Annotated in this window: 11 protein-coding genes; 9 read left to right on the forward strand and 2 right to left on the reverse strand. The window is 63.6% G+C overall.

Features of this window, described 5'->3' with window-relative positions:
• Window positions 1-120 precede the first annotated feature (120 nt).
• From LRQ04_RS11510 to LRQ04_RS11520, 3 genes are all read left to right on the forward strand, one after another.
• Window positions 121-918, forward strand: a complete 798-nt coding sequence (locus tag LRQ04_RS11510; protein WP_235520294.1) for an alpha/beta fold hydrolase — start codon at window positions 121-123, stop codon at window positions 916-918.
• A gap of 77 nt (window positions 919-995) precedes the next feature.
• Window positions 996-1,697, forward strand: a complete 702-nt coding sequence (locus LRQ04_RS11515) for a FadR/GntR family transcriptional regulator (protein WP_235520295.1) — start codon at window positions 996-998, stop codon at window positions 1,695-1,697.
• A 291-nt stretch (window positions 1,698-1,988) separates the two neighbouring features.
• Window positions 1,989-2,981, forward strand: a complete 993-nt coding sequence (locus LRQ04_RS11520) for a Fic family protein (protein WP_235520296.1) — start codon at window positions 1,989-1,991, stop codon at window positions 2,979-2,981.
• Between the two features lie 65 nt (window positions 2,982-3,046).
• Here LRQ04_RS11520 and LRQ04_RS11525 read toward each other — a convergent pair whose 3' ends face one another.
• Entirely contained in the window at window positions 3,047-3,970 is a 924-nt protein-coding gene (locus LRQ04_RS11525; protein ID WP_235520297.1) for an AraC family transcriptional regulator, read from the reverse strand.
• 353 nt (window positions 3,971-4,323) lie between these two features.
• On the opposite strand from LRQ04_RS11525, the gene LRQ04_RS11530 reads away from it, so the two are divergent.
• From LRQ04_RS11530 to LRQ04_RS11555, 6 genes are read left to right on the forward strand one after another with little or no spacing between them, the layout of a single operon-like run.
• Entirely contained in the window at window positions 4,324-5,112 is a 789-nt protein-coding gene (locus LRQ04_RS11530; protein WP_235520298.1) for an SDR family oxidoreductase, read from the forward strand.
• Between the two features lie 36 nt (window positions 5,113-5,148).
• Window positions 5,149-6,387 carry a styrene monooxygenase/indole monooxygenase family protein gene (locus tag LRQ04_RS11535; RefSeq protein ID WP_235520299.1) on the forward strand — a complete coding sequence of 413 codons (1,239 nt, stop codon included), beginning with the start codon at window positions 5,149-5,151 and terminating at the stop codon, window positions 6,385-6,387.
• A gap of 27 nt (window positions 6,388-6,414) precedes the next feature.
• Complete coding sequence (locus tag LRQ04_RS11540) at window positions 6,415-8,142, forward strand: flavin reductase (protein WP_235520300.1); 1,728 nt, start codon at window positions 6,415-6,417, stop codon at window positions 8,140-8,142.
• 25 nt (window positions 8,143-8,167) lie between these two features.
• Window positions 8,168-9,772, forward strand: a complete 1,605-nt coding sequence (locus LRQ04_RS11545) for an NAD(P)/FAD-dependent oxidoreductase (RefSeq protein ID WP_235520301.1) — start codon at window positions 8,168-8,170, stop codon at window positions 9,770-9,772.
• Between the two features lie 7 nt (window positions 9,773-9,779).
• Window positions 9,780-10,556, forward strand: coding sequence for a cyclase family protein (locus LRQ04_RS11550; protein WP_235520302.1), 777 nt, complete (start codon window positions 9,780-9,782; stop codon window positions 10,554-10,556).
• Window positions 10,553-12,229 carry a thiamine pyrophosphate-binding protein gene (locus tag LRQ04_RS11555; protein WP_235520303.1) on the forward strand — a complete coding sequence of 559 codons (1,677 nt, stop codon included), beginning with the start codon at window positions 10,553-10,555 and terminating at the stop codon, window positions 12,227-12,229. Before LRQ04_RS11550 ends, LRQ04_RS11555 begins: the two co-directional genes overlap by 4 nt.
• A 66-nt stretch (window positions 12,230-12,295) precedes the next feature.
• Here the strand turns inward: LRQ04_RS11555 and LRQ04_RS11560 are convergent, their stop codons facing one another.
• Window positions 12,296-12,727, reverse strand: a complete 432-nt coding sequence (locus LRQ04_RS11560) for a universal stress protein (RefSeq protein ID WP_235520304.1) — start codon at window positions 12,725-12,727, stop codon at window positions 12,296-12,298.
• Window positions 12,728-12,847 lie beyond the last annotated feature (120 nt).

A 12,847-nucleotide genomic window follows, 5' to 3' on the forward strand; every position in this document is an offset into this window, starting at 1 on the left:
TCGTGGGAAATCTCTGTTGCTGTTTGGTGAATGTAAGATGTCAGACATCTAACATTTGAATGCCAGTGTGACACACAGCTCTTCCCTGCGCAAGATGCCGTGCGTCACTAGGCTGGGGCCATGGCTGACAGCGCGGTTCCGCTCCCCTTCGTGGACGTTCGCACGCCTGCCGATGCCGGCGATCACGTGCCGGCAGTACTGATCCACGGCTGGGCATCCAGTTCGTCGTACTGGGAACCGCTGGTGGAGAAACTGCTCGACGGCGGCCGGTCGGCGTGGATTCTGGATCTCCCCGGGTACCACCCGGGTGAGAAGTTGTCCGGCTTCGACTGGACACTGGACTCGGCCGCGAAATCCGTTGCGGCGGCCATCAAGAAACACGGCGGCAAGCCGGTGCATTTGGTAGGGCACTCCATGGGCGGAAGCGTCGCCCTGACGGTTGCGGCCAACTATCCGGAGCTGGTGGCGACTGTTGCGTTGGTGGGAATGGTGCCAGCGCCGCCAAATGAGGGATTCAGGGCCATGCTGGTGTCCCAGTTGGAACAAGGATTCTTCGACGCGGCCACCAAGGCGAAGCTCATGAAAGCCTGGTACGGGCCACTGACCGACCAAGAGATGGCAAGGCTGGGCAAAGGCTTCGACGTACCCTTCCCGGTTCTGACCGCCAGCGCGATAGCGGCCATGACCGGCGTCGAACGCTCTGTACCCGGGCGCGTCCAGGCGCCCTTGCTGGTCATCGCCGGAACCGGGGACCGGGTACGGTCCATCGACCAGATGCGTGAGTTCGTGGCCGCAGGCCGCAACCGGCAGCTGAAGGCCATTGCCGATGCGGGTCACAACGTGCACTGGGAACGGCCGGATGAGTGCGCCCAAGCGTTACAGGAGTTTTGGAATACGAGCTGGCAGCCGCCAGCGTAAGATGTCTGACATCCATCCGGTCCCGCGGGAAAACCCACAGGGAGCCGGGCGGAGCGAAGGACAGGAAACGGGGAAACATGGCACGCAAGTCGCTGGTCGGCGTCGTAGCTGATGAGTTGCTGGACCGCATTGTGGCGGGCGAGTTCCCGCCCGGAACGGTAGTCCCGGGCGAGCTGGAACTCAGCGCCAAGCATGAGGTGAGCCGCATGACCGTGCGTGAAGCCATGAAGACCCTTGAAGCGCAGCGGATCCTCAGCGTGGAGCGAGGCCGTGGCACGTTCGTGAATCCCCTGAATCAGTGGGCCTCACTCGAAGCTGTCTTGCGCGCAGCTTCCGAAGGAACCAAGGACGCCGCGGCTGCCATCCAGCTGATCGAGCTTCGTCGGATGCTCGAGACCGGCGCTTGCGAGCTGGCCGCCGAACGGATTTCGGACGATGAACTCGCGGCCCTCAGGGAGCACGTGGAAAAGATGCAATCCGCACACGAAGTCAACGACCTCGGCGGATTTGTGGAAGCCGACCTCGCCTTCCATGACGTGATCCTCCATGCTTCCGGCAACGTGTTTGTGGCCGTCCTGTTCGAACCCCTGCACCGTGTCCTTGAAGCCCGACGCACCGAGACCTCGGCCTTCCCGGAAATCCAGGAACACGCAATTGGGCACCACCGGAAGATCGCGGCCGCCCTGTCCTCCCGGGATCCGCATGAAGCCCGGCTCGCCATGGACGCCCACATGCAGCAGACCCTGGACGACCTGAAGACGTACGTACTGGAGGCGTAGCATGCGGGGTCGGCTTAATTGTTGGACGGATCGGATTTAAATCCTGCATAGGTGCGAAGTCGCAGAATCCTTTATTTTTAGGGCAGAATCGCACCATGCTCTTAATTGTTGCAACACCTGCCGAAAGTTCTGCGCGTGAGACCGCTTGAGTTTCCCGAGTTTCCCTTTAGCTCTCCGTTGGCTAAAGCCATCATCCAACTTGAACGGGTACGGGCAGATTTAGGGGAAGGAACCACCCCTCCGGAGGTATTCGCGCAGCTGCGCGCGCTGTTTCAATTGCTGTCGAGCATCATGAGCGCACGTATCGAAGGCAACCGCACTTCAATTGTCGACGCTGTTGCAGGTGTTCAGTACGCGAATCGGACTGACGTCACACCGGACGACGAGGTCCAAGAGATCGTCCAGCTCCATGAAGCAACGGCTTTCGTCGACTCTGCCATACACCGGGGAACAGTACTGACGCATGGGTTTGTCCGGGAGCTTCACCGCATTTCCGTTTCCGGCCTGGAACGCGAAGGGGACCGCACGCCTGGCGCTTACAGACTCGCCGATGTGACCATCAGCGGCTCGTCGCACCGACCACCATCGCCGGGCAGCATCCACGGCGATATGACGGTCCTCCTCGACTTCATCAATGCAGATGTAGATCAGAACTACGAACTCCTCAAGATCGCACTCGCCCACCATCGGTTTGTTTGGATTCACCCATTCGGAAATGGCAACGGGCGCGTCGGGAGGCTCCTGACGTACGCGGCCATGCGGCGACAGGGGTTCTCCGACGCTGCTGGGTACCGGGCACTCAACCCAACAGCCGTGTTTGGAGAGAACCGCGACCTCTACTACGAACGACTTGAAGATGCCGACTCCCTCGAACCCGATTCTTTGATTCGCTGGTCGACATATGTCCTGGAAGGACTGCTGACGGACCTGAGCAGGTTGGTGAAGCTCGGCGACAAGGATTTCGTAGCCGAAGGTCTCTTGGTTCCCGCCATCCAAAGAGGCCTTGCTTCGTCACGATTCACAAGCGAGGAAGCGCTCGCATTAATCATCATCGCCCGAAAAGTTGAAGTAAAGGCCGCAGACCTTAGTGCAGCGTTCACGGGTTCAGCCTCGACCCGGAGCCAAAACATACGAAAACTCTTGGACCGCGGAGTCATTGAACCAGTGGCGGAAGGAAAGAGGTCCTACCGGCTTCGCCTCGCCCCCAGTGAACTGACACCTCTCCTGGTTCGGGAATTGGATCGGCTGGGATTCCTGCCCCGCATTCTGCGCGACTCCGAATGATCTGCGTGCCCGTAGTTGCACTATTGTGCACGCGAACGCACCTTAGTAGCCTCCGCGTCCGCAACTCAGCGGCGCAGGCTCTCCGACGGCAGCTCGCCGAAAGTCTTCAGATACAAGGCCGAGAAACGGCCCTGGTGCGTGAATCCGCACAACTCCGCGACCGCCGTGACGCTCTGCTCGCGGGGGTCGGCTTCGAGCAGCATCTCCCGCGCCCGGTCCAGCCGGATGCTGCGCAGCAGCTCCGAGGGCGTTGCGCCGGTCTCCGCCCTGAGCGCGGTCTGCAGGGTCCGGACGGACACGCCCAGGCATTCCGCAATGTCCGGGACGGTGAGTTCTTCGAAGGCATGGCGCTCCAGTAGCTCACGGCACTCACGCACCAGCCTGCTCTCGGCTTCGGGATCGCGGACGTCGTCACCTGGGCGTTCCATGGCCATCAGCAGACGCGACACCATGCTGTCCGTCAGGAGCCCCTGGACAAACACAGGAGCGGCACTAGCTGGCCGGCTGATCATATCGTCGTGAAGTTCGACGACGGCCCTCAGGAAGGCGCGACCCGCCCCACCGCTAAGGTCCATACCGTACCCCAGGTCCACGGCCCCATCGCCGTACAACTGCCCGGCGACGCGCTCCAAGGCCGGGCGGCGCACATAGACGATCAGGTGCGGGCTGCCACCGTCCCAGCTCATGGAAAACGGCTTATCGATCGGAGGGACGCTGGCCATAGTGGGACTGGACTCCACAGTGGTGGACCCCACCTGCATGGTCGCATGGCCCGCCAACGGAATCTGCACAAGGTGGAAATCCTGCAAGCCCTCAGGGTCAATGCGGACATCGGCGCCGTAATCCAGGAACTCGATGCCGACGTCGGCCCGGTGAAGGGACCGCAACTTCATGTCCACGGCGGATGTCCTGGTCCGCGGCGCCAACTCATGGCTGCAGAAAAGTTCGGCAATCTTCGCGTGGGCTTCGTCCACGTCCTTGGTGGCCATTGTCGGTCGTCCCCGCAGAACGTCCCGGGGAAGAATCCTCACCATCAGCCACCTACTTCACAGGGTTTTTCGCAGCTTTCGCCTTTCGGATGATCCCCGCGCCATGTGGATATTCCGGAGTGCAGCGGCTGTCTAGAGTCGCTTTCAGGACAAGTATGACCCAGCTCACAGCACCGAAACAACGCTCGAAAGGCAGGTGGGCTGGCAGGAGGAAGAGGACGAGCCTGCGTAATCCGGATGATGCCTGCGCCTAACGGATATTCACGCGGGCACGCGCTACCTAGAGTCGCATCCAGAACAAATATGACGCACGTCATAATTCCGCAACAATCCATCAAGGAAAGGGTCAAGCCATGTCAGCACTGAAGGGCAGGACGGCAATCGTCACCGGCGGCGTCACCAAGGTAGGCCAGGGAGTGGTTACCGCACTGCGGGATGCCGGCGCCACCGTGGTGGTTGCGGACATAGCGCCCGACGGCGAACTGCTCGCCGAGGAGCTTGGCGAAGGTATCCACTACTCCCACACAGACATCACAGACGATGCCGCGGTCACGGAACTCGTGCAGAACACTGCCCGGGAGCATGGAGGCCTGGGCATCCTGGTGAACCTCGCCTGCACCTACAAGGACGACGGCGCATCCTCTGGCAGGGCCGACTGGCTCGAAGCCCTCAACGTCAACCTGGTGAGCGCGGTAATGGCGGCCAACACGGCCCGGCCTCACCTGGCAAAATCCGGGCACGGAGCCATCATTAACTTCACCTCCATCTCCAGCTCCGTAGCCCAGACCGGCCGCTGGCTGTACCCGGCCAGCAAGGCAGCCCTGGTCCAGATCACCCGCAGCATGGCCGTGGACTTCGCGGCCGACGGCATCAGGGTGAACTCCGTCAGCCCGGGCTGGGTCTGGAGCAACATCATGGACTCCCTGAGCAACGGCAGCCTGGAAAAGACGGACTCCGTCGCGGCCCCGTTCCACGCACTGGGGCGGGTCGGCCGCCCGCACGAGGTGGGCGACGTCGTCGCCTTCCTGGCAAGCGACCAGGCCAGTTTCGTGACGGGAGCCGATTGGGCGGTCGACGGCGGCTACTCCGCTTTGGGGCCCGAACGCACCGAAGAGACCATCCCGCTGCTCGCAGCCAACTGACAACAGCGATCCGAACCAACAGAAGAGGACACCACCATGACGCAACGTCACATCACCATCGTCGGCGCCGGCCAGTCCGGACTGCAGCTGGGCATCGGCCTGCTGGATGCCGGTTTCCAGGTCACCACGATTTCCAACCGCACACCAGACGAAATCCGGGACGGCAAAGTCGCTTCCAGCCAGTGCATCTTCCATGACGCCTTGGAAAATGAGCGGGCGCTGGGGCTGGATTTCTGGCCGGACGCACCCACCGTGGACGGGATCTCATTCACCATCCCCCACCCCGAGGTGCCTGGCGAGAAGGCCATCAGCTGGGCCTCCCGCCTGGACAATCACGCCAAGTCGATCGACCAACGGGTGAAGTTCCCGCGCTTCATGGAAGAGTTCGTGGCGCGCGGCGGCGAGCTGGTTTTCGAAGATGCGGGGGTTGACGAGCTGGAAAGGTACACGCTGAACTCGGACCTGGTGATCGTGGCCGCCGGCAAGGGCGAGATCGCGCAGCTCTTCACCCGCGACGCCGAACGCAGCACCTATGACGCACCGCAGCGGGCGCTGGCCTTGACCTATGTGAAGGGCCTGACACCCCGGGAAGACTACTCGGCAGTGTCCTTCAACCTCATCCCCGGCGTTGGGGAGTACTTCGTTTTCCCTGCACTCACCACCACCGGCCCTTGCGAAATCATGGTTTTCGAGGGCGTCCCCGGCGGCCCGATGGACACGTGGAAAGGCGTGACGCCTGAGGAGCACCTGGCGAACTCCAAGAACATCCTGCAGACTTTCCTGCCGTGGGAAGCCGAGCGCGCCACGGATGCGGAACTCACCGATCCCAACGGCATCCTCCAAGGCCGGTTCGCGCCCACGGTCCGGCACCCGATCGCCACGCTCCCGAGCGGTCGGCAGGTACTGGGCCTGGCCGACGTCGTGGTTCTCAACGATCCCATCACGGGCCAGGGGTCCAACAACGCCAGCAAGTGCGCGGCGTCGTACCTGGACAGCATCGTCCAGCACAGCGGTCCGTTCGACGCCGGGTTCATGCAGGCCACGTTCGAGCGCTATTGGGATTACGCCCAGCACGTTGCACACTGGACCAATGCGCTCCTGGCCCCGCCACCGCCGCACGTCCTGGAGCTTCTGGGCGCGGCCAACCAGGAACCCGCCATCGCCCACCGGTTCGCGAACGGCTTCAACCATCCACCGGAATTCCAGGAGTGGTTCATGTACCCCGACAAGGCAGCCGGCTACCTAGCCGAACTCGCCACCGCCAAAGTTTTGTAGCACACCCCTGCCAGCAAGGATTCAACCATGCGAAAAATAGCAATCGTCGGGGCCGGCGAATCCGGCGCCCAACTGGCCCTTGGCCTGCAACGGGCCGGCTATGAGGTGACGCTGCTGTCCGACCGCTCGGCCGCGCAGATCCGCACGGGCAAGGTCATGTCCAGCCAGTGCATGTTCTCCACGGCCCTCGACGCCGAAGCGCAGATGGGCACGGCGCTCACGGAATTTTATGAGTCGGGGGCCGTCCCGGGCATCAGCTCGATCCGGCTACACGTCGGGGCCGAACAAGCCATTGAATGGGAGGCACCCCTGGATGGGCCTGCCCGTTCCATCGACCAGCGGATCAAGAGCGCCTTGTGGATCGAGACGTTTGTTGCCAACGGCGGTGACTTCCGGATCGAGAAAGTCACCCCGCGCATGCTGGAAGAACTCGCCCGGGACTACGAGCTGGTCATTGTGAGCACGGGCAAGGGCGAAATCGGCCAAATCTTTCCTCGGGACAAGGCAAAGTCGCCCTTCGATCGCCCGCAGCGGGTCCTGGCCCTGAACTACGTCACGTCTTCCGACAGCATGGACACCCACGGCGACGCCATCCGCATGTCCATGGCACCCGGCGTCGGCGAGTTCTTTACGTTCCCGGGCCTGACCGTCTCCGGCCCCTGCCGCATGATGGTTTTCGAAGGCGTGGTGGGCGGCCCCATGGACCGCTGGACCGACGTCGGAAGCCCTGAAGAGCAGCTGGAACGCTCCCTGCAGATCCTGCGCGAGCATTTCCCGCATGAAGCCGAAAACTTTACCGACGCCCAACTGACCGATGGCGGGGCCACGCTCCTGGGGCGCATCACGCCGACCGTGCGGTCCGCCGTCGGGGAACTCGGGAACGGGAACCTGGTGTTCGGCCTGGGCGACGCCGTGGTGCTCAACGATCCCCTTACCGGGCAAGGCTCCAACAATGCCACGCTGGCGGCCAAGTACTACCTTGATTCGATCGTCCGCCGGGGCCAGCAGCCCTTTGACCGCGCATGGATGGAGCGCACTTTCGATGAGTTCTGGCGCGGATGGGGCCAGTGGGCGGTGGAGTGGACCAACGATCTCCTCAAGCCACGCAGGGATCACCAGAAGACACTCCTGGCCGAGGCCGCCGAGCACCCGGCGCTGGCGGCAAGCATTGTGGCCGGCTTCGACGATCCCCGCACCTCCTACCCTTGGTGGTTCGACCCCACGGCCGCCGCAGACTTCATGCAAGCCCGGAAGGAGGACGATACCTCCGCCTTCGACCTCCGCGATTTCCGGGGCGCCTTGGGCCAGTACGCCACGGGCGTTACCGTGGTGACCACTGTTGCCGCCGACGGCAGGAAGGTAGGCATGACCGCGAACTCCTTCACGTCAGTCTCCATGGAGCCCCCTCTGGTGCTGTGGTGCCCCAGCAAGCGGGCGCCCAGCCTGGAGGACTTTGAGGATGCCACGCACTTCGCCATCAACATCCTCGCCAGCGACCAGCACGTCCTGTCCCGCCAGTTCGCAACGCCCGCCACGGACAAGTTCGCGGGGACGGAAACCACCGAGGGCATCGCCGGCGTGCCGCTCCTGGACGGCGCCGTAGCCACGTTCCAGTGCCGGACAGTGTCGCGGCACGATGCCGGCGACCACGTCATTTACGTTGGCGAAGTGGAGAGTTACAACCACGACGGCGGTGCTCCCCTGGTGTTCCATGCCGGCAAGTACCACGCAACTGCCAACCACCCGGATTTCTGATAACTCCCGAAAGGAGCGGTCCCGCATGAACGATCCCGTTGACGTCGCCATCATTGGTTCGGGCATCAACTCCCTGGTCGCCGCGGCCGAACTTGCCCTGGACGGGAAGCGCGTGTGCCTCATCGAACGCTCGGACCGGCTGGGCGGCTTCATCCACTCCGCGGAGCGCACCCTTCCGGGCTTCATCCACGACACATTCTCGTCCTGGCATCCGCTGTTCGTCTCAGGCGGAGCTTACGCACACTTGGGCAAGGAACTGCATGCCAGGGGCCTGGGGTACTGCAACACCACCGGCGAGGTGACGGCCAGCGTGGCTGTCGACCCGGCCACCGGAGCCCATCGCGTGGTCATCGCGCAGCGGGACCCGGCGGAAACGGCTGCGACGTTCAAGGTCGCCTCGGATCAGGCTGCGTACTTGGCCATGCTGGATGATCTGGGAAGCAACGCCGGCACGGTCTTCGGGGCCTTCGGCGCAGAGCTGCGTTCCTTCAAAGAGGTCGCGAAGATCGCGTTCGGGGCCTTGCGGCGGGGCCGGCTGGCAGGGACTGAAGCCTTCATCAGGGACTCGGTGATGAGCGGACGGAACTACGTCCGCAGCCGTTTTGATGGCTGGGAAACCGACCGGCTGTGGTCGCCATGGCTCCTGCATGCAGGGCTCGGCCCGGACCAGGCGACAGGCGGGGTCATGTTGCCGGTGATGGCCATGAGCATGCACAGCTTCGGACTTCCGGTGGTCAAGGGCGGTGCCTCCCGGTTCGTGGCCGCCTTCGAATCACTCCTGAAGGACAACGGTGTGCAGATCATGCTGGGTACTGAGGCAGAAGAGATCCTTGTCGGGGCAGGGTCGGTGAAGGGCGTTCGGACCTCGCATGGCGTGGTTGCAGCCGACACTGTCTTGGCGAATGTTTCACCGCAGGCGCTGTATACGCAGCTCCTCCGCCGGCCACCCGCCGCTGCTGCCGCGGCGGCTGGGAAATACCAGAACGGCCGGGGTGCCATGCAGATCCACCTCGCCCTGGACAAGCCTGTTGAATGGCTGGACGCGCGCCTGAACAAGGTTCCCTTGGTGCATCTCAGCAATGGCTCGGACAGCACGGGAATCGCTTGCGCCCAAGCCGAAGCCGGACTGCTGCCCGCTGAACCTACGGTGGTGGTGGGCCAGCAATGCGTGTTGGATCCGTCGCGGGCACCGGAAGGCAAGGCGACGCTGTGGCTGCAACTTCAGGAAGTGCCATTCAGTCCCGTGGGTGACGCAGCCGGGCAACTCGCAACGGCCGATGGCTGGACGGACGAGCTGAAGCAGGCCTACCTGGACCGTGTTCTTGACCGGCTGGAACCGTTCGCGCCCGGGACCCGTGACACCGTCCTCGCCTCGGACATCCTCGCGCCCACGGACTTGTCCGCCGCCAATCCCAACGCAGTCAAGGGCGACCCCTATGGCGGATCGGCCGAGCTGTTCCAGAACCTTTTGTGGCGGCCCTTCCCCGCGGCGGCAGGACACCAAACTACCGTCAAGGGACTCTGGCATATTGGAGCGTCCACCCACCCCGGGCCGGGACTGTCGGGCGGCTCAGGGCACTTGGTGGCACAAAAATTGATCAAAAAAGCACTGAAACCACGCAAGCGATAGGAGAACAATGTCTGTTCTGGCCGGGCTCACTGCAGCCCTTTCGAATGGCTCGGTGGAAATCATCGACCTCACCACCCCGCTCAGCTCCGAAACCCCCATCCTGAACCTGCCGCAACCGTTCGCGAATACGGTTGGGCTGTCCGTCTCGCCAGTGAGTAATTTCGACGACGCCGGTCCGGCCTGGGCATGGAACGACGTCACCGTTGGCGAGCATGCGGGGACGCACCTGGATGCTCCCGTGCACTGGATCACCGGCAAGGACGGTAAATCCGTGGACCAGATCGAACCCCACCGCCTGGTTGGGCCCATCGCGGTGATCGACAAGACAGCGGAGGTCGCTGCCAACCCCGATTTCCTGCTGGAACCTGAACACTTCGAGCAGTGGAAGGAAGAGCATGGCGCGTTCCCGGAGAACTGCTGGATCGTCTTCCGCACGGGATGGTCGGCCCGGGGCGCCGACGCTGCTGCTTTCGTCAACGCGGACGACGCCGGACCGCACACTCCGGGGGTCTCTGCGGCAGGTGCCAAGTGGCTGGCCGGCAATGCCTCACTCAGTGGATTCGGGGTGGAGACGGTGGGCATCGACGCAGGTCAGGCGGGTGCACTGGATCCGATGTTCCCGGTCCACTCGTTCCTCCTCGGAGCAGACAAGTACGGGGTAACGTCCCTTCGCAACGTGGATCGCTTGCCGGTCACGGGGGCCACCATGGTTGTTGCCCCGCTGCCGATCGTCGGCGGCACAGGCAGCCCGAGCCGCGTGTACGCCTTGGTGGAGCGCGCATGAGTGAGCAGGTGAGGGTTTCCACGCTCGTTGGGCGGACGCTGGCGAAGCTCGGCGTCGGGCATGTCTTTGGAGTAGTGGGCAGCGGCAATTTCGATGTGACCATCACGCTCATGGAGGCCGGAGTCCCGTTCACTGCAGCCCGGCACGAGGGCGGCGCGGCAACCATGGCGGACGCCTACACGCGAATGTCGGGCAAGGTTGGCGTGGTGACGACGCATCAGGGCTGTGGCCTCACGAACGCCATCACTGGCGTTGGCGAGGCGGCCAAGAGCCGCACCCCCATGATCGTGCTCACGGCAGATACCCAGGCCGCGGCGATCCGATCGAACTTCAAGATCGACCAGGATGCCCTGGCCCGCAGCGTCGGGGCAGTCGCGGAACGGATCCACTCCCCCGCGACCGCCGTGAGTGACACCGTCCGGGCTTTCCGCACGGCGGTGAATGAACGCCGCACAGTGGTCCTGAGCTTGCCGCTGGACATCCAAAGTGGAGCCACCGCGGACGAGGTGGGTGCCGTCGTCGTACCTCAACCGCTGAAGGTGCGGCCGGACGCCGCCGGAGTTGAACAACTGGCGGGGCTGATCGCCGCGGCGGAACGCCCGGTCTTTGTTGCCGGACGTGGTGGGCGCGGCGCCCGGGAGGAAATCCTGGAGTTGGCCCGGCATGCCGGCGCGTTGGTGGCGACGTCGGCGGTAGCCAACGGCCTGTTCAACGGCGACCCGCACAACCTGGGAATTTCGGGTGGGTTCTCTTCGCCGCTGACAGCAGAGCTGATCAGCGGCGCGGATCTGATCGTGGGCTGGGGTTGCGCGCTGAACATGTGGACCATGCGCCATGGGAGGCTGATTTCTGCCGATGCGAAAGTGGTGCAGGTCGACGTCGAAGATGCTGCGCTGGGCGCCAACCGGCCCATCACGCTGGGAGTACTGGGCGATTCCGCGCTCACTGCCTCCGACGCCCTGGCGGCGCTCAAGCAAGCACAGCCCGAGCCGGCCGAAAAATACCGCACCGAAGCCAACGCCTTGGCCATCAAACAGGGTGCGCGGTGGCGCGATGTCGCCACCGAAGACCTCTCCACCGCCACGTCCATTGATCCGCGCGTGCTGACCCGCGAACTCGATTCCATGCTCCCAACAGAGCGGGTAGTGGCCGTGGACTCCGGAAACTTCATGGGTTATCCCAGCCAGTACCTGGCGGTGCCGGACGAGTTTGGTTTCTGCTTCACGCAGGCGTTCCAAGCCATCGGGCTGGGGCTGTACACGGCGATCGGCGCGGCTGTTGCCCAACCGCACCGGCTGCCTGTCCTGGGGGCCGGCGATGGCGGTTTCCTGATGGGCATCAGCGAGCTGGAGACAGCAGTCCGGATGAAGCTGCCGATGGTGTGCATCGTCTATAACGACGCCGCCTATGGGGCCGAAGTGCACCACTTCGCGTCGAACCATTCGCCGGAGGACCTGTCCAGCGTGGTGTTCCCGGACACCGACATTGCCGCGATTGCACGCGGCTTCGGGGCTCACGGAGTCACCGTCAGGACCGAAGCGGACCTGGACGCTGTGCGCCCATGGATCGCGGCCTACGAAGCCGGAACCCAGGACCGGCCACTGGTCGTCGACGCAAAGATCGCCTCAGACGGCGGCTCGTGGTGGCTGGCGGAGGCGTTCCAGGGGCACTAGCGTCGGGGTGTAGCAGCAGAGGCCGTTGTGGGCATCCACAACGGCCTCTGTCACATCAATTCGGGCTTAGGCGTCCACGTCCGTGTTCACGATGTAGACATCGCACGGCGCGCCGTGGGCAACGCTGTTTGCGATGCTGCCCAGGACGCGTCCCAAGCCCTTCATGCGCTTGTTTCCGACCACGATCAACGAGGCGTTGTTGGTTTCGGCGTAGTTGATCAGGGCGTTGGCCGGAGTGCCGCGGGCAGCGAAGTACTTGACGTTACCGGCGGGAATGTCCAACTCTTCGGAGACCTTGCGGGCAACGTATTCTGCCGAGTCCGCGGAAGAGACAGTGATGCGGTCGCTGCCGCTGCCGAATTCCTCAATGCGGTCATCGGAGAAACCGCTGATCACGTGCAGTTCGGCGCCGAGCGCGGTGGCGAGCTTCGCTGCTGCCGCTGCCGCCCGCTTGGCCGTTTCGCTGTTGTCGACGCCGACCACAATTACTTCTGACATAAGTACTCCTGGTTCAGGGGATTTACTGGGTACTGCTGCAAGAAATCTACACTCCATCGGTATCCGCCGGGGCAAGTACAGGCATACGGTGTTTACGGCGCGGCTGGTCCGGGTAGGGAT

This window comes from Paenarthrobacter sp. AR 02, assembly GCF_021538675.1.
Taxonomy (GTDB): Bacteria; Actinomycetota; Actinomycetes; order Actinomycetales; family Micrococcaceae; genus Arthrobacter.